The sequence below is a fragment of the Hydrogenovibrio crunogenus genome (assembly GCF_004786015.1).
Lineage (GTDB): Bacteria > Pseudomonadota > Gammaproteobacteria > Thiomicrospirales > Thiomicrospiraceae > Hydrogenovibrio > Hydrogenovibrio crunogenus.
On the sequence record NZ_CP032096.1, the window covers coordinates 1,002,800 to 1,027,091 of the forward strand.

Below are 24,292 nucleotides of genomic sequence, written 5' to 3' on the forward strand. Positions count from 1 at the left end.
GAAATTAAAACGACATGACGAATCCTATTAAGCAACACGTCAGTGAACAAGAAATTCTTTCGGGGCTTACGACCGCCGTGGTTTGGATTGATAAAAATGAAAACATCGGCTTTATTAATCTAGCGGGCGCTGAATTGTTGCAATTAAGCTCGCAAAGAGTGATCGGCATGAACTGGCGCTATATTCTTCCAAAGCTGTTGGATGATATACACGCTTGTGGTACCGGCCGCTTAACGATTCACGAGTATACGATCCGACTGCCGGATGCGCAGAAAATTCATGTGACGTGTACCATCTCTTATTACGAAATGGATAGTGAAGATGGGTGGTTAATCGAACTATATAACACTGAGCGTCACCACCGAATTGCCGAAGAAGACGAGCGTTGGCATCAATATGAAGCGGGAAATCTGTTAGTCAGAACCTTGGCGCATGAGATTAAAAACCCGCTGGCGGGTATTTATGGTTCGACACAGTTGTTACAAAAACGGTTTCCGGATAATGAAAAAGCAGATCAGTTTTTAGAAGTAATTTTAAGGGAAGTCAAACGACTACAAAATCTAGTGGATCGTATGTTGGGCCCAAGAGGGGACTCTGATAAAGAACCTTTCAATATCCATGAATTGATTGGGTATGTCATCGATGTGGTTCGGGGTGAAAAACCGGAAAATGTCTTCATTAAGCTGGATTATGATCCGAGTATTCCTGAGATATCGATGGACTTTGAAGCGATGGTACAAGCGCTACTGAATTTAGCGAAAAACGCGATTCAAGCCATGGAAAAACATGGGGGCATTTTGACTTTCAAAACACGGGTTGAGTCCAAGTTTACTTTGGGAACCAAAACTTATCCTTTAGTGGCCGTGATCAGTGTGATTGATGAAGGAGAGGGGATTCCTCCAGACGTTTTTGACTCTATTTTTTACCCCATGGTGAGCAGTAAGAAAGACGGTTCTGGCCTGGGGTTGTCGGTTTCACAAAATATTGTACGCCAGCACGGAGGGTTGATTGTTGCCAGCAGTGAGCCCGGGAATACCGTGTTCAATATTTATTTACCCTTTGATCATAATCGTATCGAAGGCAAGCGTCTTCATTGAGTCGTCTAATCGGAAATAACAAGAAATAGGAAAGTACATGCAACAAGACAATACTGAAAACCATTCACCAGATCATCCGATTGTTTGGATCGTAGATGATGATGCTTCTATTCGATGGGTTTTAAATGAATCGTTAGAAGATCGTCCTTATCAAATTCGGTCTTTTGATTCAGCATTTGAAGCACTGCGTCTTTTGCCGACAGAACACCCCACTGTCGTTATTTCCGATGTTCGTATGCCGGGTATGGATGGTCTTGAATTTATGGAAGCCATTCATGAGCATGATAAAGATATTCCGGTCATCATTATGACGGCGCATGCAGATTTGGATACAGCGGTGAAGTCGTTTCAAAGTCGGGCTTTTGAGTACCTGCCTAAGCCGTTTGAAATTGATGATGCTCTGATGATTATTGATCGAGCGGTCAAACGCCAGCTTTCAGGTGGTAAACGCGTTCGAAAAGTGAAGCAAACCAAACAGCCTTTGAATATTATCGGTTCTGCGCCAGCGATGCAGGAAGTGTTCCGAATCTTAGGGCGTGTTTCTCAATTAGATGTGACGGTTTTGATTACCGGTGAAACGGGAACCGGGAAAGAGTTGGTTGCCAGAGCATTATATGAATTAAGTAGTCGTTCTAATCGACCGTTTGTGGCAATTAATACGGCAGCCATTCCAAGGGATCTGCTTGAATCCGAACTGTTCGGTCATGAAAAAGGCGCGTTTACCGGAGCGCATACTCAGCGTGTTGGACGTTTTGAGGAAGCAAACGGAGGAACTTTATTCTTAGATGAAATTGGTGATATGCCAGTGGATTTACAGACGCGTTTATTGCGTGTGCTGAATGATGGCACTTTCTATCGTGTCGGTGGGAAAACCCCAATCAAAACGGATGTGAGAATTGTGGCGGCGACACATCAGAATATGCAAGAACTGGTGAAACAAGGTCGTTTCCGTGAAGATTTGCTCTATCGCTTGAATGTCATTCGTATTAAGGTCCCTGCGTTACGCGAAAGACGTGAAGATATTCTGCCTATCGTTCGTTATTATTTGTCGGAAGAAGCAAAATCTTATGGGTTAGAAGAAAAACGATTAAGCAAAGCGGTTGAAAAGTATTTGGTCGAATTACCTTGGCCTGGAAATGTCCGTCAAATACGCAGCTTGTGTACCTGGTTGACGATTATGGCACCGGACAAAACGGTTCATATGGAAGACTTGCCTTTGGAATTACAAAATGGTTCAGACCCTTTAATCATGACTCCAGGCGGTGAGAATGGTACGGAAAATTCAGACGATTGGGAAACCCCTTTGCGATCTTGGGCGAAACACTTTTTAAACGCCGGGCGCACAGAATTGCATACCGAAGCCGAGAAGATTTTTGAAAAAGTTTTGATTGAGGTGGCAATGAAACACAGCATGAACCATCGTCAAAAAGCAGCTCAGTTATTGGGGTGGGGACGAAATACACTGACGCGCAAAACCCAAGCACTGGGTTTGGATGACTAGCTCTCAGGTGCTCTCGTCTTGATTCAAGAATTTTTTCAATTTATCAGCACGAGACCTGCTCTTTCCTATGCGAGAAAAAGAGGGTATCTTTTTGAAGCCATTGCCATGGACGCGCGACACAAACGCTGTTTTACTCAATGGCAAACGCATTATCTAAAATGCCAGCAGGCTATTCTTAAAGCCGTTGATGCCTGTTTACAAAAAAATACCATTGTTATTATGGGAGCCGGATCTTTAAACGATATTCCTTTGGATTCACTTTCTCGCCAGTTTCAAAAGGTGGTCTTGGTCGATCTTGTTTTTTTAAAACAGGCTCGGAAAAAAGCGGCCGATTATACAAATGTTTTTTTAGAAGAAGCAGATGTATCAAATAGATTGTCGAATCTTTTTGAAGGGACATTAGCATTTAAAGCTGATGCCAGTTGGTCTCTTCCCCAGGAGACGGATTGCCTGGTGTCGCTTAACCTGGTGACACAACTTCCTTTAATTCCGGTTCGTTGGTTAATGCAGCATCATGGTTTGAATGAGTCGGAAGCCGGCAAATTGGGAAAGGAGATGGTTAAAAGTCATCTCAATCTGATGGAAAGCTTTCAAGGGGTTCGTTGTTTGATTGCCGATCGTCAAATTTTTGAATATGATGCGACGGGCGAATTAATCGACCAGTTTGACCCTGCTTGGGATGTTTTATTGCCTGATGTCATTGATTCCTGGCAATGGCAGGTTATTCCTCCAGGAGAATCTAAGCAGAAGACAGTTCAAATCAACCAGGTCGGTGTTTCGATTTGGTAAAAAACCACCAGGCCTGGTGGTTTTGACGACATTTAGTCAAACAGCGAAATGCTGATGTTTGCGCTGATTTGATAGCTGTCGGTGTTATCGTAGTAGGTGGTTAACAGCAGTTGATGACGTTTGGTCAGGCTTATGCCAGAAAACAGGCTCACGCCAGTGGTGTCTTTTAGTTCTTTATAGATACTCTCATTGTAGTCAATAGAGCCTCCAATATATACCGATTTTGTTATGAATTGACTTGCGCCCACGCTGGCATTCATCGGGTCTTGCATCGCCACGCCTGAAACGCGTCCTACCGATTTATAGCCGATGGATGCAAAAACCGAATTGGAGGCGCTGAGCGTATTGAAGTAATCCAGCTGTACGCCTGTATCGGCTTCTCCCGTACTTAATCCTTTAGAAACTGAGCCTGTCGGGATTTTATGGTTTAAGGATAACGTTATCCAAGGCATCTGAGTTAAGTCATAGCCTAGTGTAATAAACGTATCGCCCATGCCGGATTCCGACTGGTTCGTGAGAGAATCATCTTTACGATAGGTATTCAGATAGCTGGTTAAGACACTACCCGACCAGCGGCCTTTTTGAACATTCAGACCTATCGGAATTCCTATTACTTCACTGTCGGAGCTGGCAACAATGTCACTTTGACCGCTGGCATAAAATGCTCCCAATAAAAGCTGTGCTTCCGTTTCTGTCGCCCATGCAGGAGTTGCATGAACAAAAGTCAAAAGTAAGGCGAGTGGAAGGGAAGCGTTAATTTTTTTCATCATGGATATGTTTGTTTGAATCATTTTAAAGACCATTTTGGTTTTATTTACCATGTTTCAATTGTCGAAGGCTGCCCTGATTCTGCTGTTTTAAAAAGCGCTGTAAATCATGTACCTGTTTAGAGCTGTTTTTAATTTGTTGTTGCTGAATCAGAGCATTGCGTTGCTGCCTGATCTGTTGAGCTTTTAAACGGGCGTTTTTTTCAATCCTTATTTGGTCGTGTTCCAGTTCAGAATAATCTTGATACTGTACGGGTTCAGACCGATTTAAGGCTTTGAAGACCGATTTCAGTTCCGTTTGGACAACAAATCTTTTAACGCCTGAGCTGAAAGTAAGCTTCGGCAAAGGTTTTTGTAACGACACATGGTTTGGATTGTCATTGATACGTGTTGCAATCCACTGTCCATTAGAAGACTGGAAAGCATTAACGGCGATGTATGCTCCCTGGGTCAGTGGTGTATCATCATATTGTGTACCATCCGTTAACCTGATCCAGGTGTTTTCCACTTGGATCTGATCTTTTGTTATTTGACGGATTTGACCTGCAACGGGATAGTAAAGCTCAATGTGCGTTGTGACCGTCTCTAGATCTGTCGGTTGCGTTTCTAAAATCACCTGTTGGCCTAACTTTAATGAGCGTTGAGCCTGAGAGGTTCCTAAAGGGCTTGTAACCGAAACATTATCTGGGTATTCAATTTCAATATCATTTACCCAAATACTTCCAAACTCTGTAATGGTTCCGATGACACCGGTGCCGCCAAAACCACTTGAACTATGCCCTGTACCACCAAATCCACCAGTAGGATCCGTGTTTTGAGCGGTCAGTTTTTGTCCGGTACCTCCTATGCCCGAGTCATTTTGAACGACTGTGGTAGAAGAATTAGGGTGTGAAGGACTTGTTTGGCATCCCAGTAATAAAAGAAATCCTGTGATAAGGAGGACGGTTGTCAGAAAATTACTTTTCATCATGGTTCTCCTTGTCACGATAAAAATAGCTACCGAAATGGAATTGCGAGACAGCAGACGTATCGCATTCATCTTTCTGCTGAAGTTCATGTGCCAAGTGATTGATTTCAGAGAGAAGTGCTAAAGATTTTTCTTTAGCGATCGTTTCAATTTCATGCAAAGATTCAGGCGATAAGTGTCGATAATAAACAGCTCGATCAAACATAGGAAGCTGTTTATTATCTAAGTTATTCGTCACCACGGAGAGGTGGTGGCCAATGTTTTTACCTGCAAAAAACAATTTTTCTGTTTCATCTTGCGCTGGCACAAAACCGGCTTCATTCAAGCAAATTAATCCTTGCTCGTTAATCGAAACAATTCCCTGATTGAGCCAATCGTCCAACACAGAACGAGGATGTTTGTCTTTTGAAACCGTGAAAACTAAAGCTTCAAAAGAATGTTTTTTGCCTTGTTTGGTTAAAGGCAGAGGTTGACCGGATTCAGACAGAAAATCATCATTTCCTGTCCATTCAGACATGATTTGAGCACTTAAACCAGCTTTAATCTCAGGAGGGGATTGCGTATTTGAAATCATCTCTCTTAAGCGTTTGACTTCTTTTCGATGCACGCCCGTAATTAAGCTGACACGACTATCTGTCTGACGTTTATTTTCTAAAGCAAACGACTCTTCTGCCACTTCAACAAAAATTTGTTTAAGTGGTTCCAGTAAATTGGGGTAGGTAATCCCACGACTTAAAAGCAATTTAACCAATGGTTTTAACATGGTTTTAATTGTTTTAGCCAGTACCTTATCCAGTTCAGAAGAGTGTGGTGTTTGCATAAAGTAATTTAAAAATCCAGTTAATGAGTCGTTAATTAATGCCCAGTGCGTGCAGCAGTTTGCATTCGTTGCATGCTTTGAACATTTTGCATTGCCTGTCTGTTTTGTCTAATTTGCTGTTGATACTGGTTCATCACTTGTAATTGGCGTTGCGATTTCAATTGAGTTTGAACCATTAATCTATTTTGCGTTCTTAACGCATTTTCCGATGAGGAATGTGTTTGCGTTTGTGAGCGTACTTGTTCTCTGTTTTGTAATTGTAACTGAAGTTTATCTTGTGCGGTGATTTGTTGCTGTGTTTGAAGTTGGTCTTGAACCAAGTCTTCTGCCATGCTGTTGGATGCAATGGCTGTCATAAAAGGGAAGACGAGGGAAGCTAAAATAACTTTTTTCATTTTAAATACTCCAGAAATGGTTAGAGGAATTAATTATAAAAATGTGAAACATTCACATAATTAAAAAACAGTGTATTTAATAAGGGAGTTGCTGTCAACTTAAAATGTAAAAAAATAACATTTATGACTGTCTTGAGGAGTCAGCTCTGATAGAAGGAAGGGAAAAGAGAATAAAAAAGCCCGCATAAGCGGGCTTTTTGAGATGGCGTTAATGCTTGAGATCTTAAAGAGCTTCCGGCCCTGTTTCTCCAGTACGGATACGTACGGTTTGTTCAATGCTGGTGACAAAAATCTTACCATCGCCAATCTTACCGGTCTGTGCTGTTTGGGTGATGGTTTCAATCACTTGATCGACCTTGTCTTCACTGACCGCAATTTCAATTTTTAATTTCGGTAAGAAATCGACTACATATTCAGCACCTCGGTACATTTCAGTATGACCTTTCTGACGACCATATCCTTTAACATCAGTAACAGTCATACCGTGGACGCCAATATCATGAAGTGCTTCACGAACATCATCTAATTTAAACGGTTTAATAATTGAGGTAACCATTTTCATAAGAGCAATTCCTTATCGTTGGGATTTTATTTATAAATAGTGCAATAGATGTTACCAGACGTTAAGAGCTGTCAGGGCAACTAAATAAGTTTTATCTTTTGTTCTTTATTCAGGAGAGTGTTCATCCTGAGTTGAAAAATTGTATTCTGCATATTGTGCCAGCATTTGGCCCATTTGGATAGGGGTATTTTTTTCAATTTCTCCCAGGCCTGGCATTTTGCCTTTCGGAGAGAGAAGAACCACGGTTGATCCCATATTAAAACGCCCGATTTCATCTCCTTTGAAGTAGGAAAGATCATCTTCCTGGTAGTCCCAGTGTTGAATCGTTGGTTGGTAGTCTGGTGTGATTTTTCCTTGCCAGACCGTTTCCATGCTGCCGACAAAAATGGCCCCCACCATAATCAAACAAAATACGCCGTGTTCGTTTTCAAAACGAATGATTAATCGTTCGTTTCGAGCAAAAAGCCCTTCGACATTGCGAACAGTCGTAGGGTTCACGGCAAACAAATCTCCCGGAACATAAGTCATTGAATGCAGTTTGGCATCCACTGGCATATGGATACGATGGTAGTCTTTGGGTGATAAGTAAATAACCGCCGAGTCGCCATCAATAAAGTGCTTGGCATATTCAATGTCGCCTCCTAATAAAGCATCGAGAGAATAGTCATGGCACTTTGCTTGTATGAGGGTTTTTCCGTGGATGGCCTGTGATTGGCTGATCACACCATCCGCCGGACTGCACCAAGCGTTTTCAGTCGCGTCGATAGGGCGGGCATCCGGTTTTAAGGCGCGGGTAAAGAAGGCATTGAAGTGGGGATAATTTTCAATTTCTTCATCAGCAGCTTCTTGGATATTGATCTTATAAATTTTAGTCAATAGTTTGATGGTATTGTTTTTAATCCAGGGTTGTTTGACTTGCATAAACCAATGCATACCTTTTGACAGCAAATGCTGTGGGATAAGGTACTGGGGAACGACTCTAAAAAAATCCAAAAAACGCATGAAATAATCCATTTATAACTTTATAAGGGGCATTATTATATTAGATAAAAAACAACCTGTTAGATTTGTTGATGAATTGTTCCTCCTAAAAGTACTTATTCAGGAAAAATAAAACGTCTTAATCACAAGATTTATTTTCAATTTAGATAAAAATTATTGAATTTAATAGGCTTTCCCATTAAAAAAATGATTGTATTTAAGGTATAATTCGCGCGATTAAGAATTACTCAATAAGGAAAAAGCATGTCGCAAATCAAAAAAGTTGTTTTAGCTTACTCCGGTGGTTTAGATACCTCAATTATTGCCAAATGGCTACAGGAAGAATATCAGTGTGAAGTGGTGACATTTACCGCAGACATTGGGCAAGGTGAAGAGGTTGCGCCAGCACGTGCCAAAGCTGAAGCAATGGGCATTAAAGAAATTTATATTGAAGATTTGCGTGAAGAGTTTGCCCGTGACTTTGTTTTTCCGATGATGCGTGCCAATGCGATTTATGAAGGTGAGTACCGTTTGGGAACATCTATTGCACGCCCATTGATTTCAAAGCGTTTGGTTGAAATTGCAAAAGAAACCGGTGCAGATGCCATCTCTCATGGGGCAACAGGAAAAGGAAACGACCAGGTTCGTTTCGAATTGAATGCGTATGCATTAATGCCGGATGTGAAAGTCATTGCTCCTTGGCGTGAATGGGACTTGCTGTCCCGTGAAAAACTGATGGCGTATGCCGAAGAGCATAATATTGCGATTGAAAAGAAAAAAGGCAAGAAGTCGCCTTATTCAATGGACGCCAATTTGCTGCATATTTCTTATGAAGGCGGGATTATTGAAGATCCTGCTAATGAGCCAGAAGAAGATATGTGGTTATGGAGCGTTTCCCCTGAAAATGCTCCGGATCAACCGACTTATTTGGACATTACTTATGATAAAGGCGATATTGTTGCGATTAATGGGGAAGCCATGTCTCCAGCAACGGTGATGGAATATTTGAATAAAGTCGGTGGCGAAAACGGTATCGGGCGAGATGATATTGTTGAAAACCGCTTTGTGGGAATGAAAGCGCGTGGTTGTTATGAAACGCCTGCGGGTACCATTATGATAAAAGCACACCGTGCAATCGAGTCGTTGACTGTAGATCGTAATGCGGCACATTTAAAAGATGAGTTGATGCCGAAGTACGCGGAAATGATTTATAACGGTTTTTGGTTCAGCCCAGAGCGTGAAATGCTTCAAGCATTGATTGATCAATCTCAAGAATATGTTTCAGGTAATGTTCGTCTGAAACTCTACAAAGGCAATGTCATTGTGGTGGGACGTACTTCAGAAAACAGTTTGTTTGATGAAGACATTGCCACATTCGAAGATGACGGCGGCGCCTACAACCATAAGGACGCAGAAGGCTTTATTAAGTTGAATGCTTTGCGTTTGAGAACGGCGGCTAAAAAGCGTCGATAAGACAAGGTCTATCGCTCAGATCGAAAAGACTTTTCGGTCTGAGTTGCACATGAACCAACTTGGATAGAAATGCCGAAATATGTCAGCCCCTAAATCAGCTATTAAAGCTCCCACCTTTGCGATGATTATTCGTCACCCAGTGATGTTTTTAGGGTTTGGTTTTGGATCGGGTTTAATCGCTAAAGGACCCGGCACACTCGGCACCTTGGTGGGTATGTTGGTGTTTATTCCGATCTTATTATGGAATGAACTCGCCGCTTGGGGACTTTTTCTATTCAGCTTGTTAGTGGGAAGTTATGTTTGCGGTGAGTCAGCCCGCCGAATCGGTGTGCATGACCACGGAGGGATTGTCTGGGATGAGTTTGCCGGCGTCTGGCTGGTCATTCTGGCACTTCCTGAGCAAGGTTGGCTCTACTGGGGGCTCGCCTTTATTTTATTTAGATTATTTGATATTGCAAAGCCTTGGCCTATTAGTTGGGCCGATCAAAATGTAGCGGGTGGTGTGGGAATTATGTTGGATGACATAATTGCTGCTTGTTACGCCATAATTATTATTTGGGCTTTGCAAACTGGTTTTTTATAGGGCTTTAAGGTATATTCAGTCCTATTCGTTAATGATTGAAGAGATAAAGAAAGTATGTTTACTGCATGTGAAGATGTTAAGCGCTTAATTAAAGAAAAAAACGCACAATTTGTTGATGTCCGCACACCAGAAGAGTTTGCAATGAGTAAGTTGCCAGGCGCGGTTAATATTCCATTACAGGATATTGATCGTGTTGGTGACAGTATGTTAAATAAAGATTTGCCTGTGATTGTGTTCTGTCGTTCAGGACAAAGATCTCACATGGCAATGCAAATTTTACTGTCGCTAGGGTTTGGTGAAGTCTACAACATGGGGCCTTACCAAGCTTGGTATCAGTGCCCAGACGAATAAGCGAATACATTAAAGAGGGATGGTTCTGCTATCATCCTTTGTTTCTAATGATTAAAAAGCACCAGGCCTGGTGCTTTTTTTATATGTAATTGACAGGAAAGTTTAATCGGGGTGAGGAGACGTTATGAGGTTAGCCATACATTGGCAGATATTGATTGCCTTAGTACTTGCGGTTTTAATGGGGGTGTGGACTGGCACGGAAGGAATGATTGCCGGTATCCAGTGGGTTGCGATTTATACTTTTATTGGAACCTTGTTTTTAAACGCATTGAAAATGATTGTGGTTCCATTAGTGGTGTCTGCCATTATTACCGGGGTGGCGAATATTGGCGAACAAGGCGGTTTTGGCCGGTTAGGAAGTAAAACCATTGGCTATTATATCCTAACCAGCTTTATCGCTATTTTGGTTGGGTTGACACTGGTTAACCTGATTCAACCGGGGGTGTCTGATAACGGCATTCCGGTTCTAGAAAGTAATGAGCAAGTGATGAGTGCCGTGGCAGGTAAATCTGCCGGGGATGTGGTGGATGTGTTCTTGCGCATGATTCCGGTCAATGTCGTTGATGCAGCTGCAGAAGGTCAAATGCTGGGGCTGATTTTCTTCAGTTTACTGTTTGGCTATTTCATTACGCACCTAAAAGGTGAATTGAAAACAACATTAAGCAATTTCTGGCAAGCGATTTTTGAAGTCATGATGATGATGACGGCTTGGGTTATGAAGTTTGCTCCGATTGGTGTATTTGGTTTGGTGGCAGCTTCCGTGGCAAAAACTGGCTTTGAACAGTTTGGAAACTTGGCGTTGTTCTTTTTGACGGTCACGTTGGCACTGGGTGTGCATTTTTTAATTGTCATGCCCTTATTACTTCGTTTTCTTGGGGGAGTGAAGAACCCTTGGTTGCATTTTCAAGCTATGGCACCAGCGTTGTTAACGGCTTTTTCAACCAGTTCCTCTTCTTCGACATTACCTATTACCATGAATGCTGTGGAAACGCGAGCAGGGGTTTCTAACCGCGTATCCAGTTTTGTGTTGCCACTGGGGGCAACAGTCAATATGGATGGGACCGCTTTATATGAATGCGTCGCTGCAGTGTTTATTGCACAATTATTCGGGGTACATTTGGATTTCTCAACCCAGCTCTTAATTGTGGTGATTGCCTTAACAACGTCGATTGGTGTGGCTGGCATCCCTTCAGCCAGCTTGGTAGCCATCAGTATTATTTTGGTGGCTGTTGGCTTGCCTGCGGAAGCCATCGGGTTGTTGTTGGTGGTTGACCGATTGCTTGACATGATGCGAACCACTATCAATATTTTCAGTGACTCTGTCGGTGCGGTGATTATTGCGCGCTCTGAAGGGGAAGAGCAAGTTTTGGTTTCAAAACATTTCTAATCACATTGAATGGATAAGATATAAATGAAAGTAGTCATTCCTGAATTGCAAAATCTGTCTTTAGCGCATGGTGCTGAGCAAAATGATTTCTTAAAAACGGTGTTAAATAAACACATTGCTGAAATTGATAAGGAGTTGGTTCAAGATCTTTCTCATATCAGTCATTTTGCTACGTACCCTGGCGGAATGACCGTAGAAAAGGTGGTATTTCAAAAAGATAATCTATATCGTATGGATTACAGTTATCCATGGGAAATGAATTGGAGTTGTGCCGATCAAGTCGATGAAGGTCTTATTCATGATAAGGTGCGTTTTACGGTATCTGGCACAGGAGAAATTCATTTTAAATTGCTGGTGTTAGCGTCATAATATCAATTGTTTTAGCTGCCTTATCGGATATTGAATGAACCAAGAAACGCTCCGTCATTTTCAGCAATCACATGATTTTGTACGGTACTCCAAAAAGAATGAGCGTCAGGTGTGGATCGTCCTCGTCATTACTGCCTTGACCATGATAGCTGAAATAGCAGCAGGGATCTGGTATGGCTCTATGGCTTTATTGGCGGATGGTTGGCACATGAGCACCCATATGGTAGCGTTCGGTATTACATTGTTTGCCTGGCGCTATGCGATGGTCAAAAAAGAAGACCCTGTATTCAGCTTCAGCACAGGAAAAGTTTCTGTCTTAGCGGCGTATAGTAGCGGGATTTTCCTGGTTATAGTCGCTATTATGATGGTGGTGGAATCCATATCACGCTTTATTTCACCCCATGATATCGCTTTTAATCAGGCGTTGATCGTAGCCGTGATTGGTTTGTTGGTCAATTTAGTGTCCGCACTCTTACTGCGTCATGACCATAATGGAGAAGATGAAAAACAGGTGTTGAACGCGTCATCCGACGGGCTTCATGCGCATTCTCAAAGTAAGGACCAAAATCACCAAGCGGCATATTTACATGTGCTGGCCGATGCTTTAACCTCTTTCGCAGCCATTGCGGCATTATTAACCGGAAAATGGCTTGGCTGGAACTGGATGGATCCTATGATGGGAGTTGTAGGCGGTATTATCATCCTTATCTGGGCACGAAAACTGATTAAGGAAACTTCCAGAATTTTGCTGGACCACAGTCTTTCTGTTGAGGTCACCGATAAAATCGTTGAGAAGCTGGAAGAAGATGTTTCCGATAAGGTAGTGGATTTTCATGCTTGGAAAGTGAGTACGGATGACTATGCAGTTATTATTGGTTTGGTATCGAATGCTCCTAAGCCCCCAGAGTTTTATAAAGCAAAGTTAGCGGAGTTTTGGCAGTTAAAGCACATTACTATTGAGGTGAACCCAGTTAGTCAGTCCAACTAAATTAATTTGGGTTCAATCAGCTCTAAAGTGCCACTGGAAGAAATTTTTAAGATCTGGGTTTCCGGGCGCCAATCCCCTAATACCCAGCGATGTTTTTGTTTGTTTTGAACCACGAAAGGGTGGTGTGCGGGACGGTGAGTATGACCATGAATTAAATGGTCGCAGCGTGGATGCTTTACCATCAGATGTTCAATGGCTTTAGTATTGACGTCCATAATCGTTTCCGATTTGTGTTGTGTATGCTGTTGTGAGCTACGTCGCATCGAATCGCCAACCTGAAGACGTTTCTTTTTCGGTAAGCGTAGAAACAACCGCATGATGATGGGGTTGCGAAGAATTTTGCGCATTCTTTGAAACGCCTTGTCATCGGTACATAAAACATCGCCATGCAGGAGCAGAAGTGATTGATCATAGAGTGAAATCGTTACCGGTTCTTTTAAGTGTTGTATTCCCGTGGCTTCCCAGAAGGCATGGCGCATTAAGAAATCTCGATTACCGTAAAGCAGATAAACTGGCGTTCCCTTGGTTGTGAGTTTTTTGAAAAGCGCAATAACCGTGGCATAAGCTTCTAAACCAATATCATCTCCAACCCACATTTCAAACAAGTCCCCAAGAATATATAGCGCATCGGCTTTGGGCGCTTCAAATTCTAAGAATTGATAAAACGCTTGGTTGATAGGATGTAAATCATCCGGGTGTAAATGAATGTCTGCAGTGAATAGGGTATAAGACATGAAACTCCTTGTGGCATCATTTACCTCCAATAAAAACGATATGGGAAGGTAAATGACGGCCTCGGATAAGACTAATCCGCTTCTTTAACCAGGGTTTTTTCGATGACGATATCTTCAACCGGCACATCTTGATGACCACGACGAGACGTGGTTTCGACTTGTGCCATTTTATCAATGACATCCAATCCATCAATGATGCGACCAAATACAGCATACCCCCAGCCATTCATGTCTTTTGATGTATGGTTTAAAAAGTCGTTGTCGACCAGATTCATAAAAAACTGCGTGGTGGCTGAATGCGGATCCATTGTTCGTGCATAAGATAAAGCGCCACGAACGTTTTTTAGACCGTTATCCGCTTCATTTTCAATTGGTTCACCAGAAGGTTTTTCTTCCATCCCCGGCAACATGCCACCGCCTTGTACCATGAATCCAGGAATGATTCGATGAAAAATGGTTCCGTTGTAGAAGCCATCCATCGCATAGTGAACGAAGTTTTCAGCGCCAATCGGTGCGTTTTCATGATCTACTTCAATGGTGATGTCGCCCATATTTGTTTGGAAAGTGACTTGTGTCATATTAGATTTCCTTTTAAAAGTCTTAAATTTTGCCGTTAAAAACAACCAGGTCTGACTGTTTTTAACGGAAGGTTAAAGGGGAGAGGGTTATTTGATTTGAGTAACTTTTGTCATGACCACAGGGTTCACTGGGACATCGCCCATACCATTGTGGAATCCTGTTTTAACGTTACGAATATGGTTCACAACTTTCATGCCCTTGATGACACGTCCAAAAACCGCATAACCATAAGCCCGGGGTGTTTTTTCTCTGAAGTCTAGAAAAGTATTCTGCGCCACATTGATAAAAAACTGCGAAGAGGCTGAGTGAGGGTCATTTGTCCGTGCCATTGCAACGGTTCCAATGCGGTTTCTTAACCCATTGTCCGCTTCGTTTTGAATCGGGCTGTGCGTGATTTTTTTAGTCATATCTGGTGTGAAACCGCCACCTTGAATCATGAAGTTTGGAATAACACGGTGAAATATGGTGCCATTATAAAAGCCTTCATTCACATAACGCAGGAAGTTTTCGACCGTTTTTGGCGCTTTATCCGGATAGAGCTCAATAATGATGTTGCCCATATTGGTTTGAACCAGAACCTGTGGGTTGGTTTTGTCTGCGGCCAAACTACTGATGCTGAAAAAACTTAAAAATAAAGTTATGAATGCCAATCTTCTTGTCATGCTTTTCTCCGCTTTGCCTTGTTATGTCAGATTTCAGATTATGGTTTATAATCGGCATTTTAACATGATGACGTTAGAGTGATGCCTTTTCTCTATGACGAAAGGCTTGAAAACGTCTGTAAAAGTTTTTATCAAACGGATTTGCAGATTATCCGGCTCATTTTCTAAGCGCATTAATGCTATAATCTGCGGTTATTCTAGCGGGAATTATTTTGATGGATGACTGAGCGAGCAGGGTGTTCCGTCTGAATTAAAGTGATTGCCAAGCCTTTTCCATATTCTACACTCGATAGGTTTTTTTGAACATGAGTCAAAACACGACAGTTGCAGTTGATAAACCGACAAACTTTATCCGAAACATCATTGATGAAGATCTTGCTACGCACAAATATAACAAGGTTCATACGCGCTTTCCACCAGAACCCAATGGTTATTTACATATTGGGCATGCGAAGTCGATCTGTTTGAATTTTGGGTTGGCTGAAGATTATCAAGGCGACTGCAATTTACGGTTTGATGACACGAATCCAGCCAAGGAAGATGTAGAGTATGTTGAGGCAATTAAAAAAGATGTGGCTTGGTTAGGCTTTAAATGGGCTGGAGAACCTTGTTATTCGTCTAATTATTTCCAAAAATTTCATGATTATGCTGTCGAGTTAATTAGTAAAGGCCTAGCGTATGTGTGTTTTTTGAATGCTGAAGAAACACGCGCTTACCGCGGAACCTTAACAGAGCCTGGTAAAGACAGCCCTTACCGCGAAACCTCGGTAGAAGAGAATCTCGCACTATTCGCCAAAATGAGAAATGGCGAATTTAAAGAGGGTGAATGTGTTTTGCGTGCCAAGATTGATATGGCGTCTTCTTTTATGTGTATGCGTGATCCGACGCTTTACCGAGTGCGATATGCCGAGCATCATCAAACAGGTAATACCTGGTGTATTTACCCGATGTATGATTTTGCGCACTGTATCTCCGACGCTATAGAAGGCGTGACGCATTCACTTTGTACGTTGGAGTTCCAAGACAATCGCCGCCTATATGACTGGGTTTTAGAGCATTTAAATGATTTCAATAAACCGGACCGCCCATTCCAATACGAATTTTCACGTTTAAACCTTGAATACACCGTGATGTCAAAACGCAAGTTGCACCAGTTGGTAGAAGACCAATTGGTGTTAGGTTGGAATGATCCGCGTATGCCGACTATTTCGGGATTGCGCAGACGTGGTGTGACGCCTGCTGCGATTCGGGACTTTGCGGATCGCATTGGGATTTCAAAAGTAGACAGCATGACCGAAATGGGCATTTTGGAAGCCGCGATTCGAGACGATTTAAATGTTGTCGCTCCTAGAACAATGGGGGTTATTGATCCAATTAAAGTGGTGATTGAGAATTATCCTGACAATGAAGTGGAATCCATCAATGCCCCAGTACACCCTCAGAATGAAGCAATGGGCAAACGTGAGATTTTCTTTGGAAAAGAACTGTATATTGATCGCGCCGATTTTGTTGAAGAGGCGCCTAACCGAAAATGGCAAAGATTGGCACTAGATAAAGAAGTGCGATTACGTAATGCTTATATTGTGAAAGCTGAACGTATGGAAACCGATGAGCATGGAAATGTCACTACGGTTTATTGTTCTTATGATCCTGATACGTTAGGGAAAAATCCCGCGGATGGTCGAAAAGTTAAAGGAGTCATTCACTTTGTGGAAGCTTCAAAAGCACTGCCGGCTGAATTCAGGCTTTATGATCGTTTGTTCACTGTGCCGAATCCAGCTAAAGAAGAGGATTTTGAAGCGGTGATTAACCCTGATTCTTTAATTATTAAACAAGGGTTTGTTGAGCCTTCAATGCAATTTGCAGAAAAAGAAACTGCTTACCAGTTTGAGCGTGAAGGGTATTTTTGCCGTGATAGTGAAGCGAATGAAGCCCTTGTTTTTAACAAGACCGTCGGATTAAGAGATACTTGGAGCCAAAAATAATGGCCTTGAAAATTTATAATACTGAAACACGTCAGAAAGAAACCTTTACCCCTATTCAGCCGAACAAAGTCGGACTTTATGTCTGTGGCGTGACTGTTTATGACTATTGTCATGTTGGCCATGCTCGGGTCATGGTCGTGTTTGATACGGTGGTACGCCATTTACGTTCATTAGGGTATGACGTGACCTATGTTCGAAATATAACCGATATTGACGATAAGATCATTCAACGAGCATTGGAAAACAAAGAATCAATTCAATCTTTGACTTCTCGTTTTATTGATGCCATGCATGAAGATGAAACCGCATTGAACGTGCTGCGTCCTGATATGGAGCCGAAAGCGACAGAGTATATGGGTGAAATCGAAAGCATGATTTCAACCCTAATTGAAAAAGGTTTTGCTTATCCTGCGGACAATGGCGATGTGTATTTTCATGTCAAGTCTGATGAGGATTATGGACGCCTTTCTGGCAAAAATATTGAAGAATTAGAGTCTGGATCTCGAGTTGAAGTTAACTCGGTTAAGAAAGATCCGCTAGATTTTGTATTATGGAAAGCCTCCAAAGAGCATGAACCTGCATGGCAATCTCCTTGGGGAGAAGGGCGTCCAGGTTGGCATATTGAGTGTTCCGCTATGTCGACTAAGTGCCTAGGCAATCATTTTGACATTCACGGTGGAGGGCTGGATTTAAGTTTTCCACACCATGAGAATGAAATTGCCCAATCTGAATGCGCCACTGGGGAACATTATGTGAACAGTTGGATGCATTGCGGGTTTGTTCGAATTGATGATGAAAAAATGTCTAAATCGCTTGGAAATTTTTTCACGATTCGAGAGGTGCTTAAGCAATATCATCCGGAAGTCATCCGCTATTTCTTACTGGCCAGTCATTATCGTAGCCCCGTTAATTACTCGGAAGAGAATTTAGACGTTGCAAAGGCAAGTGTTGGACGCTTGTATTCTGCGTTGGAGTTGGTGCCAGCTGACCAAGTTGGGCCGGCGGAATCCAAGTTAGAAGAGGATTTCATGGCAGCCATGAATGATGACTTTAATACACCACAAGCGATGGCCGTTTTGTTTGAGCTGGCGAAAGAGGTTAATAAACAAAAATCACCAGGCCTGGCAGCTTTGTTGAAGAAATTGGCCAATCAGATTGGTTTGTTAGAGCAAACTGCTGAAAATTTCTTTAAGTCGCAACCTTCAGATTCGGATTTAAGCGATGAAATGATTGAAGCGTTGATAGTTGAGAGAGCTGAAGCACGCAAAGCCAAAGACTTTTCAAGATCGGATGAGATTAGAGATGAGCTTTTAGCACAAGGCATTGAACTGTTAGACAGTGCTGAAGGAACCAGTTGGCGTAAGATTTAGTACTTAGTAAGTTAAACCTTACTTTTGCTATTGAAAATAAGTTAATGTTATTTTTAACTTTTTTAATATTAGGGTTTGACAATATAAGTTTTTTCTAATAAAATACGCCTATTCATGTTTCTTCATGAGTATCCTCCTCTGATTATTTCTTGTAAAAAGAAATAATGTATTTAAAGCTCTAGTTGTCCCTAGAGCTTTTTTTTTGTCTTAAGATTGTGAGGAATCGCCTGTGTCATGAGCAGAGAGCGTTTTCGGTAAGCCAATCGGGTGCATAAAATTTTCCAAACGATCATACTTCTTATTCAACATGGATTTAAAAATCGTTGTATATTCTAAAACCGCTTTGACATATGCACGCGTTTCTGAGAAAGGGATTGTTTCAATCCATTGATCAGCTGCCATAACCGTATCTTCCGGAATCCATTGATCCACACGGTGTGGGCCGGCATTATAGGCAGCGGTGGCCAAAACACGACTGCCATTATATTTCTTATGTAGATAGCTTAAATAAGCGCTGCCCAGTTTGATGTTGGATTCTGGACTGGTTAAACGAGTATATTGTCGTTTGTTGAAGCCCATTTTTCGACCAATGTAGCGCGCTGTTTTCGGCATCAGTTGCATCAATCCCACGGCCCCCACTGCGGAGCTGATGTTCGGAGAGAAAGCGCTTTCACGTCGAATCACGCCATATACCCATGCTGGGTCAATGGTGTTTTTGTTGGCTGCCTGTAAAACCGGCTGTTTGTAAGGGGTTGGAAAGCGCAAAGATAAATCATCCCATTTCTTGACCTTTGAAATGGTTTGAATGGCTAAGTTGTGCTGGTTCCAGTCGGACATGAAATTGGCGATGGCTTCAAAGTCATCCTCATCAATGTGGTCGAGTAAATGATACCATTCCCGTTTCAAGCTTAACTTCCAGTTGATCGCAATCAGTTCTTGCATCACTTTAAGTTGAGGATATTTTTCAACCATTTTGGTGAAGCTTTTTTTCTGACTGGGAGTTGGGTTGAACTGGTAGGGCTGCTTTAAACGGTCAGCGGACATGAAACCATAAAAATTTCGTTTTTGAGCCAATGCTTTAAAAATTGGCAAGGCTTTTTTATTCTGATTCAGCTCGGATAATGCGCGTGCTTTCCAATAGCGCCAACGTGTCTCATTTTGTTGTTTTTCTGGCAATAACGCATACAAATCAAGATAGTTTACCCAGTTGGATTCTCTAATGGTCACTTGGAGTTCCCAGTCTAATGTTTTTTCATTTTTGCTGGCGCGGTCAATCTGAGCTAAATATTCACTGGCTTTGGGGTGATACTGATAAGCAAATCGCAAACTGATTTGGCTTTGTAGGCTCGCGAGTTCTTGGGTGTTTAAGCCATACTGCTCGGCACGTTTTTCCAACGTTTTTAATGCCAACTCTGGTTCTGTATAAGCTAATCTTTGTATTCCTTGTTTGAAGATAGCCTGGCGAATGACTGGCGAAATATACGCTGGAATGGCTCGAGTCACTTTTTTAGGGTTTTTATAAGTGTCGATCCAAAAATGTAATGCTCGGCGTCCCATTTTCGATAAGTCGCGTCCAATCTTTTTGGCGTGTTTGATTTTTCCTTTTGTCATTGCCAGTTGGAGTTTTGACCAAACCATTGAACCTGTAATCAACTTTTCTTTTCTAAGAAACCGTTTAACGGGCCGACAGTCTTTCGGTAACGTTATGTGTGTTTTCCAAAGAGTCTGCGCTTTCTTTCGAATTTGGTCCGTTCGATTTCGAGCGATACTGGCTTGTATGAAATAGCACTTTAAAGACACAGCACGATACTCACCTTCTTGATAGTGTTTAAGATATTCATCCCATTGATAGGTCCCAGCGAGATGGTGTAGCCATTTTGCTTTTAAGAAAAAGGGCAGTGGGCTATTAGGGGTATTATTGATGAATGATTCAATCACTGGATTTGGAGTATCTTTAAAATGATATTTATAATCCAGATAAACCAAATATGGATAAAGAGGATAGTTTTTAAGTTGAGATTTGTATTTTGAGATTAAAGGACGATCATTGGCTTTGATCGCCTCATAGGCATCGAGAAACTTTTTTTGATTCTCAGACAGGTTTTCAGAACGACTGGATGCATGAACCTGTTGGAAAGTTACGCTAAGGGATATAAAGAGAAGTAATAGAAATTTCAATGTTCTCGTTGCAGAATGCATTACGCTAACTTTTTATCCATACTTTTATTTTAACGCCTGGGTGTAAAACAGCTGATTTTTTAATCCCATTCCAGTTACATAATTCTTGCGTGGTGACTCGATATTTTTTAGCTACCACCCATAAGCTTTCTCCTTCTTTTAAAGTGTGTGACACTTTACGACCATAACGATCTGAACGGATGACCAGTTTCTGGCCTTTACGGATGGGTTCACGAATACTGATTCGGTTCCACTCACACAGTTTGCGCGGTGATGTGTTGTAATACCGAGCAATTGTCCATAAGCTTTCTCCAGCTTGAACTTTATGGATATGTTTTTTGCCATTATAGCTTGTTGATCTCTTTAAGGGTGTTTGTGCCAGTTGTTGACTTTGCGGTAATGGAATCAGTAGTGTTTTGCCCGCTCTCAAAAAACTGTTTTTCATATTATTCAGTTTTTTAATTTCACGACTGGATGTATTATATTTGGCCGCAATGACACTTAAGCTTTCCCCTGAACGAATCTTATGCCTCATCCAATTAACTTCATAAAAGTGAGGTTTTTGCTGGTAATCAACTTTGAAGGCGTCCGCTACTTCAATAGGCAGTAGAACGGAGTGAGAACCACTAGGCGGTGTTGCCAATCTTAGATATCCTGGGTTAAGGACTTTTAAAATGGCTTGGGACGTTTGCGTGGATTGAGCCACTTTAGGCAGACTGATCTGGTTCGAAATCTCAACACGTTTGAAAAACGGTGTATTAGGAACGGGTTCGAGGTCGATGTCATAGTCTTCGCGATGAATGATTAAGTTCGATATCGCAAGAAGTTGCGGAACGTAATGCTGTGTTTCTTTTGGCAAATAAGTGCGAATATTCCAGAAAGAAGGTTCACCATTTGGATGTTTTCTTAAATATCGTTTTTGAGCTTTTAGAACATTGCCATAACCGCCGTTGTAGGAAGCAAGCGCCAATAGCCAGTCATAATCATTCTGTTTATATAAGGCTTGAAGATAGTCGAGCGCTGCAAGTGTACTTTTATAAACATCCTGACGGCCGTCATACCACCAGTTACGATGTAATCCAAACATATAGCCTGTTGCGGGCATAAACTGCCATAAACCGGAGGCATTGACATAAGATTTTGCATAAGGGTAATAGCCACTTTCAACTACCGGTAACAAAGCGATTTCATATGGCATGTGTCGACGATTTACTTCATTTAAAATGAAGTAAAGATAAGGTTTTGCTCGGACTGAAACGCGCTTCAAATATGCTTTTTTATTCTCATAATAATTTTGATAGTCTTCAAAATGCTCACTATTGGCTGGCGCTAAAAAAAGATGTTCACTGAGCTCCTGCCACAAGTCATCATAGGTTGGCTTGTCATTTAATAAAATTAACGCTTGATCCAACTGGTTGGATAAGTCATCACTGGTTTTTAATGCCAGGAAACGTTTGGTTGAGTTTTGAATGGTTTTTTCAAAAGCATCTGTTTCTTCGGTATCCGTGGTAACAGGATCTGTCACGGGGAGCTTTGAAAAGTTAATGTCATCAGCGTTGGTATATGCATGGTTTTTGTTATGAAAAGGAAATTGGCTGCACCCCGATAGTAAAACGCCCATCATCGTTAGGGTGAAGACAGAAGAAAAAAGAGTGTGCTTAGTCATTTAAACCCGCCTCAAGAATATTGGTTTGGTCTAATTCATCCTTCCAAGCTCTTAATGTGGCGAATAAAGCCCCCATCGATTCGTTTGGTTGAGCTTGTTTCGCCATCAGTGTTTGTCTTAAAGGGGGAAGATCGAAACGTAAAAAAGGGTTGGTTTGTTTTTCCAAACCAAGACGTGCTGGAACGCAGGGAATGCCACGTTGGGTGTTTGTTTTGACATCTGCTAGGCGATCTAAAATGGCAGATGTATTCGGTTCTGCGATGTTGGCAAAATTGAGGTTTGCGTAAGTGTATTCATGACCGCAGTAAACCATACAGTCATCATTTAAGGCTCTTAACTTCAACAACGATTCAGCCATCTGCTCAGGCGGGTTTTGCCAGATTTTTCCACACCCTCCTGTAAATAAGGTGTCGCCGCTGAAAAGCGCTTCAGGGTGATAAAAGCAAATGTGCTCATCGGTGTGCCCCGGTGTTTCAATCACTCGAAAGGTTTCGTTTAACACCTGAACCTTGTCGCCTTCTTTTACGGAATGCGTGACCGGTTTAAAAGGTCCTTTTGCATTGCTGACAACTGGCACTTCGCCAAGCGCTTTTAATACACCATGAATACCATCTGTATGGTCATAATGGTGATGTGTTAAGAGGATGCCATCAAGCTGAAGTTGGTTTTCTTCAAAGTATTGAATCACTTTTTGACTTTCTCCCGGATCAACTATCCAAGCGTGCTTGTAGTAGGCATCTTCAGATTGAATAACCCAAGTATAATTGTCAGAGAGAGTCGGTAAACCAACGATTTTCATGTCAGACCTGTTAATTGATATAATGGCCATATTCTAACAAATCTGTGTTTCAAAGTGATGATGAATCCAAGATTTCAATCCTTTTTGTATCGATTTTTTCGATCCCCAAAAGGACACTCTTTATTACAACAAGAGAAGGTGATAATCGACCAGGCTTTGGAACAAGTTTTTGGCTTGTATCTTGTCCAGCTGGGTATTGTGTCGTCAGATGACTTACTCGCCAATAGTCGAGCCAATTGTAAAGTGATGATTGATACGCATTGGCACCGTTTTCACGGTGCTAGATTTGTAGCAGCCGATTTTGATTACCTTCCATTGAAAAGTGATTCCGTTGATGTGGTCGTGTTACCGCATACCTTAGAAGCCGTAACGGACCCTTATCATATTTTAAGACAGGTTGATGACGTCCTGATTGCAGAAGGCAATGTGTTAATAACGGGGTTTAATCCCGCGGGTTGTCGTATTATGCGTAATCTTTTCGGAGAACATCGCCGGTATTTCAAAAAAGCCAACTTGGTTCGCGCGCATCGAATCATTGATTGGTTGAGTGTATTGGGGTATGACATTGAAATGGTGTCTTATACGTCACCGAGTTGTCTAATGAAATCCGATTCGTCAGAAAAACGTTGGAAATGGGTGGAAGCGTTTGAGCGCTTGTTAGAAAAAATGGGGCTCAATTTTGGTAATACTTACTGTATTTTAGCAAAAAAACGGGTGTCTTCTCCCACGCCTGTCGGACTGAATTGGCGTATTTCAAACTGGCTGGCGGTGAATAAAGGGCGCTCAGTCGTTTCAAACCGAAGTCATCAAACACATCATAATAGAGTAGAAAAGGATTCATAAATTCATGCAAGAAGTTGAACTGTTTACAGATGGTGGTTGCCGAGGAAATCCGGGGCCTGGAGGTTGGGGGGCTTTACTAAGGTTTGCAGGCGTTGAAAAAGAGTTGAAGGGCGCAGAAATGGATACGACCAATAACCGGATGGAGCTCACGGCGGCAATTGAAGGTCTTAAAGCCCTGAAAAGACCCTGTAAGGTGACGCTGACAACCGATTCTCAATATGTCAAAAATGGTATCACCCAATGGATGACGAACTGGAAAAAAAATAACTGGAAAACGGCTGCCAAAAAGCCAGTTAAAAACAAAGACTTGTGGCAGGCTCTGGATGAGGCTTTACAGCCTCATGATGTGAGTTGGGCCTGGGTAAAAGGTCATTCAGGACACGATGAAAATGAACGTGTCGATGAATTGGCCAATCAAGCGATGGATGAATTAACCGGCTAGTTTG

The 24,292-nt window shown here is 41.9% G+C and carries 25 protein-coding genes; 13 read left to right on the forward strand and 12 right to left on the reverse strand.

The window, feature by feature from the left end:
- Positions 1–14 precede the first annotated feature (14 nt).
- From glnL to GHNINEIG_RS04810, 3 genes are read left to right on the forward strand one after another with little or no spacing between them, the layout of a single operon-like run.
- Positions 15–1,097: a nitrogen regulation protein NR(II) gene (gene glnL / locus GHNINEIG_RS04800; protein ID WP_135795590.1), complete on the forward strand. Its 1,083-nt coding sequence runs from the start codon at positions 15–17 to the stop codon at positions 1,095–1,097.
- Positions 1,098–1,134: 37 nt separating this feature from the next.
- Positions 1,135–2,598 (forward strand): nitrogen regulation protein NR(I), encoded by a 1,464-nt coding sequence (gene ntrC, locus GHNINEIG_RS04805; protein WP_135795591.1) that lies wholly within the window; start codon positions 1,135–1,137, stop codon positions 2,596–2,598.
- 18 nt (positions 2,599–2,616) lie between these two features.
- Entirely contained in the window at positions 2,617–3,387 is a 771-nt protein-coding gene (locus tag GHNINEIG_RS04810; protein WP_135795592.1) for a hypothetical protein, read from the forward strand.
- A gap of 32 nt (positions 3,388–3,419) precedes the next feature.
- Here the strand turns inward: GHNINEIG_RS04810 and GHNINEIG_RS04815 are convergent, their stop codons facing one another.
- The 6 genes from GHNINEIG_RS04815 to asd all read right to left on the reverse strand — a co-directional run bounded on the left by GHNINEIG_RS04815 (position 3,420) and on the right by asd (position 7,900).
- Positions 3,420–4,178: a hypothetical protein gene (locus GHNINEIG_RS04815; RefSeq protein ID WP_135795593.1), complete on the reverse strand. Its 759-nt coding sequence runs from the start codon at positions 4,176–4,178 to the stop codon at positions 3,420–3,422.
- Positions 4,179–4,197: 19 nt separating this feature from the next.
- Positions 4,198–5,124, reverse strand: a complete 927-nt coding sequence (locus tag GHNINEIG_RS04820; RefSeq protein WP_135795594.1) for a DUF5666 domain-containing protein — start codon at positions 5,122–5,124, stop codon at positions 4,198–4,200.
- Positions 5,111–5,941, reverse strand: a complete 831-nt coding sequence (locus GHNINEIG_RS04825) for a DUF6502 family protein (RefSeq protein ID WP_135795595.1) — start codon at positions 5,939–5,941, stop codon at positions 5,111–5,113. Before GHNINEIG_RS04825 ends, GHNINEIG_RS04820 begins: the two co-directional genes overlap by 14 nt.
- A gap of 35 nt (positions 5,942–5,976) precedes the next feature.
- On the reverse strand, positions 5,977–6,336 hold the full coding sequence (locus GHNINEIG_RS04830; RefSeq protein WP_135795596.1) for a hypothetical protein: 360 nt from the start codon (positions 6,334–6,336) through the stop codon (positions 5,977–5,979).
- A gap of 223 nt (positions 6,337–6,559) precedes the next feature.
- Complete coding sequence (locus GHNINEIG_RS04835; protein ID WP_135795597.1) at positions 6,560–6,898, reverse strand: P-II family nitrogen regulator; 339 nt, start codon at positions 6,896–6,898, stop codon at positions 6,560–6,562.
- Between the two features lie 105 nt (positions 6,899–7,003).
- Positions 7,004–7,900 (reverse strand): archaetidylserine decarboxylase, encoded by an 897-nt coding sequence (gene asd / locus GHNINEIG_RS04840; protein ID WP_223260940.1) that lies wholly within the window; start codon positions 7,898–7,900, stop codon positions 7,004–7,006.
- A gap of 243 nt (positions 7,901–8,143) precedes the next feature.
- Here asd and GHNINEIG_RS04845 point away from each other — a divergent pair, with 243 nt between their 5' ends.
- The 6 genes from GHNINEIG_RS04845 to dmeF all read left to right on the forward strand — a co-directional run bounded on the left by GHNINEIG_RS04845 (position 8,144) and on the right by dmeF (position 13,030).
- Positions 8,144–9,352: an argininosuccinate synthase gene (locus GHNINEIG_RS04845; RefSeq protein WP_135795599.1), complete on the forward strand. Its 1,209-nt coding sequence runs from the start codon at positions 8,144–8,146 to the stop codon at positions 9,350–9,352.
- Between the two features lie 79 nt (positions 9,353–9,431).
- On the forward strand, positions 9,432–9,935 hold the full coding sequence (locus tag GHNINEIG_RS04850; protein ID WP_135795600.1) for a phosphatidylglycerophosphatase A family protein: 504 nt from the start codon (positions 9,432–9,434) through the stop codon (positions 9,933–9,935).
- A 54-nt stretch (positions 9,936–9,989) separates the two neighbouring features.
- On the forward strand, positions 9,990–10,286 hold the full coding sequence (locus tag GHNINEIG_RS04855; RefSeq protein ID WP_135795601.1) for a rhodanese-like domain-containing protein: 297 nt from the start codon (positions 9,990–9,992) through the stop codon (positions 10,284–10,286).
- A 124-nt stretch (positions 10,287–10,410) separates the two neighbouring features.
- Entirely contained in the window at positions 10,411–11,673 is a 1,263-nt protein-coding gene (locus tag GHNINEIG_RS04860; protein WP_135795602.1) for a dicarboxylate/amino acid:cation symporter, read from the forward strand.
- Between the two features lie 24 nt (positions 11,674–11,697).
- Positions 11,698–12,042, forward strand: coding sequence for a hypothetical protein (locus GHNINEIG_RS04865; RefSeq protein ID WP_135795603.1), 345 nt, complete (start codon positions 11,698–11,700; stop codon positions 12,040–12,042).
- Between the two features lie 34 nt (positions 12,043–12,076).
- Positions 12,077–13,030 (forward strand): CDF family Co(II)/Ni(II) efflux transporter DmeF, encoded by a 954-nt coding sequence (gene dmeF, locus GHNINEIG_RS04870; protein ID WP_135795604.1) that lies wholly within the window; start codon positions 12,077–12,079, stop codon positions 13,028–13,030.
- Here the strand turns inward: dmeF and GHNINEIG_RS04875 are convergent.
- The 3 genes from GHNINEIG_RS04875 to GHNINEIG_RS04885 all read right to left on the reverse strand — a co-directional run bounded on the left by GHNINEIG_RS04875 (position 13,027) and on the right by GHNINEIG_RS04885 (position 15,005).
- Positions 13,027–13,764 carry a UDP-2,3-diacylglucosamine diphosphatase gene (locus GHNINEIG_RS04875; RefSeq protein ID WP_135795605.1) on the reverse strand — a complete coding sequence of 246 codons (738 nt, stop codon included), beginning with the start codon at positions 13,762–13,764 and terminating at the stop codon, positions 13,027–13,029. The two genes, dmeF and GHNINEIG_RS04875, sit on opposite strands and share 4 nt — an antisense overlap.
- A gap of 71 nt (positions 13,765–13,835) precedes the next feature.
- Positions 13,836–14,342: a peptidylprolyl isomerase gene (locus GHNINEIG_RS04880; protein WP_135795606.1), complete on the reverse strand. Its 507-nt coding sequence runs from the start codon at positions 14,340–14,342 to the stop codon at positions 13,836–13,838.
- Positions 14,343–14,429: 87 nt separating this feature from the next.
- Positions 14,430–15,005 (reverse strand): peptidylprolyl isomerase, encoded by a 576-nt coding sequence (locus GHNINEIG_RS04885; RefSeq protein WP_135795607.1) that lies wholly within the window; start codon positions 15,003–15,005, stop codon positions 14,430–14,432.
- A gap of 305 nt (positions 15,006–15,310) precedes the next feature.
- On the opposite strand from GHNINEIG_RS04885, the gene GHNINEIG_RS04890 reads away from it, so the two are divergent.
- Together GHNINEIG_RS04890 and cysS are read left to right on the forward strand one after the other, a co-directional pair.
- Positions 15,311–16,990, forward strand: coding sequence for a glutamine--tRNA ligase/YqeY domain fusion protein (locus tag GHNINEIG_RS04890; RefSeq protein WP_135795608.1), 1,680 nt, complete (start codon positions 15,311–15,313; stop codon positions 16,988–16,990).
- Positions 16,990–18,360: a cysteine--tRNA ligase gene (gene cysS, locus GHNINEIG_RS04895; RefSeq protein ID WP_135795609.1), complete on the forward strand. Its 1,371-nt coding sequence runs from the start codon at positions 16,990–16,992 to the stop codon at positions 18,358–18,360. Before GHNINEIG_RS04890 ends, cysS begins: the two co-directional genes overlap by 1 nt.
- Positions 18,361–18,567: 207 nt before the next feature.
- Here the strand turns inward: cysS and GHNINEIG_RS04900 are convergent, their stop codons facing one another.
- Genes GHNINEIG_RS04900 through gloB form a run of 3 tightly spaced genes read right to left on the reverse strand, consistent with a single transcriptional unit; the run spans position 18,568 to position 23,003 of the window.
- A complete protein-coding gene (locus tag GHNINEIG_RS04900; RefSeq protein ID WP_135795610.1) occupies positions 18,568–20,559 on the reverse strand; it encodes a lytic transglycosylase domain-containing protein in 1,992 nt (663 codons plus the stop codon).
- Between the two features lie 4 nt (positions 20,560–20,563).
- On the reverse strand, positions 20,564–22,204 hold the full coding sequence (locus tag GHNINEIG_RS04905; protein ID WP_135795611.1) for a lytic transglycosylase: 1,641 nt from the start codon (positions 22,202–22,204) through the stop codon (positions 20,564–20,566).
- Positions 22,197–23,003 carry a hydroxyacylglutathione hydrolase gene (gene gloB / locus GHNINEIG_RS04910; protein WP_135795612.1) on the reverse strand — a complete coding sequence of 269 codons (807 nt, stop codon included), beginning with the start codon at positions 23,001–23,003 and terminating at the stop codon, positions 22,197–22,199. Before gloB ends, GHNINEIG_RS04905 begins: the two co-directional genes overlap by 8 nt.
- Before the next feature lie 57 nt (positions 23,004–23,060).
- Between gloB and GHNINEIG_RS04915 the strand changes: the two genes are divergently transcribed.
- Complete coding sequence (locus GHNINEIG_RS04915) at positions 23,061–23,846, forward strand: class I SAM-dependent methyltransferase (protein WP_135795613.1); 786 nt, start codon at positions 23,061–23,063, stop codon at positions 23,844–23,846.
- Between the two features lie 4 nt (positions 23,847–23,850).
- The gene (rnhA, locus tag GHNINEIG_RS04920) at positions 23,851–24,288 is read left to right on the forward strand and encodes a ribonuclease HI (RefSeq protein ID WP_135795614.1); all 438 of its coding nucleotides are present in this window, start codon (positions 23,851–23,853) and stop codon (positions 24,286–24,288) included.
- Positions 24,289–24,292 lie beyond the last annotated feature (4 nt).

What these genes read in the sequence shown, in the direction of transcription:
- glnL (WP_135795590.1), top strand. Translation starts at nt 15, where the DNA reads ATGACGAATCCTATTAAGCAACACGTCAGTGAACAAGAAATTCTTTCG.
- ntrC (WP_135795591.1), top strand. Translation starts at nt 1,135, where the DNA reads ATGCAACAAGACAATACTGAAAACCATTCACCAGATCATCCGATTGTT.
- GHNINEIG_RS04815 (WP_135795593.1), bottom strand. Translation starts at nt 4,178, where the DNA reads ATGATTCAAACAAACATATCCATGATGAAAAAAATTAACGCTTCCCTT.
- GHNINEIG_RS04820 (WP_135795594.1), bottom strand. Translation starts at nt 5,124, where the DNA reads ATGATGAAAAGTAATTTTCTGACAACCGTCCTCCTTATCACAGGATTT.
- GHNINEIG_RS04825 (WP_135795595.1), bottom strand. Translation starts at nt 5,941, where the DNA reads ATGCAAACACCACACTCTTCTGAACTGGATAAGGTACTGGCTAAAACA.
- GHNINEIG_RS04830 (WP_135795596.1), bottom strand. Translation starts at nt 6,336, where the DNA reads ATGAAAAAAGTTATTTTAGCTTCCCTCGTCTTCCCTTTTATGACAGCC.
- GHNINEIG_RS04835 (WP_135795597.1), bottom strand. Translation starts at nt 6,898, where the DNA reads ATGAAAATGGTTACCTCAATTATTAAACCGTTTAAATTAGATGATGTT.
- asd (WP_223260940.1), bottom strand. Translation starts at nt 7,900, where the DNA reads ATGCGTTTTTTGGATTTTTTTAGAGTCGTTCCCCAGTACCTTATCCCA.
- GHNINEIG_RS04845 (WP_135795599.1), top strand. Translation starts at nt 8,144, where the DNA reads ATGTCGCAAATCAAAAAAGTTGTTTTAGCTTACTCCGGTGGTTTAGAT.
- GHNINEIG_RS04850 (WP_135795600.1), top strand. Translation starts at nt 9,432, where the DNA reads ATGTCAGCCCCTAAATCAGCTATTAAAGCTCCCACCTTTGCGATGATT.
- GHNINEIG_RS04855 (WP_135795601.1), top strand. Translation starts at nt 9,990, where the DNA reads ATGTTTACTGCATGTGAAGATGTTAAGCGCTTAATTAAAGAAAAAAAC.
- GHNINEIG_RS04860 (WP_135795602.1), top strand. Translation starts at nt 10,411, where the DNA reads ATGAGGTTAGCCATACATTGGCAGATATTGATTGCCTTAGTACTTGCG.
- GHNINEIG_RS04865 (WP_135795603.1), top strand. Translation starts at nt 11,698, where the DNA reads ATGAAAGTAGTCATTCCTGAATTGCAAAATCTGTCTTTAGCGCATGGT.
- dmeF (WP_135795604.1), top strand. Translation starts at nt 12,077, where the DNA reads ATGAACCAAGAAACGCTCCGTCATTTTCAGCAATCACATGATTTTGTA.
- GHNINEIG_RS04875 (WP_135795605.1), bottom strand. Translation starts at nt 13,764, where the DNA reads ATGTCTTATACCCTATTCACTGCAGACATTCATTTACACCCGGATGAT.
- GHNINEIG_RS04880 (WP_135795606.1), bottom strand. Translation starts at nt 14,342, where the DNA reads ATGACACAAGTCACTTTCCAAACAAATATGGGCGACATCACCATTGAA.
- GHNINEIG_RS04885 (WP_135795607.1), bottom strand. Translation starts at nt 15,005, where the DNA reads ATGACAAGAAGATTGGCATTCATAACTTTATTTTTAAGTTTTTTCAGC.
- GHNINEIG_RS04890 (WP_135795608.1), top strand. Translation starts at nt 15,311, where the DNA reads ATGAGTCAAAACACGACAGTTGCAGTTGATAAACCGACAAACTTTATC.
- cysS (WP_135795609.1), top strand. Translation starts at nt 16,990, where the DNA reads ATGGCCTTGAAAATTTATAATACTGAAACACGTCAGAAAGAAACCTTT.
- GHNINEIG_RS04900 (WP_135795610.1), bottom strand. Translation starts at nt 20,559, where the DNA reads ATGCATTCTGCAACGAGAACATTGAAATTTCTATTACTTCTCTTTATA.
- GHNINEIG_RS04905 (WP_135795611.1), bottom strand. Translation starts at nt 22,204, where the DNA reads ATGACTAAGCACACTCTTTTTTCTTCTGTCTTCACCCTAACGATGATG.
- gloB (WP_135795612.1), bottom strand. Translation starts at nt 23,003, where the DNA reads ATGAAAATCGTTGGTTTACCGACTCTCTCTGACAATTATACTTGGGTT.
- GHNINEIG_RS04915 (WP_135795613.1), top strand. Translation starts at nt 23,061, where the DNA reads ATGATGAATCCAAGATTTCAATCCTTTTTGTATCGATTTTTTCGATCC.
- rnhA (WP_135795614.1), top strand. Translation starts at nt 23,851, where the DNA reads ATGCAAGAAGTTGAACTGTTTACAGATGGTGGTTGCCGAGGAAATCCG.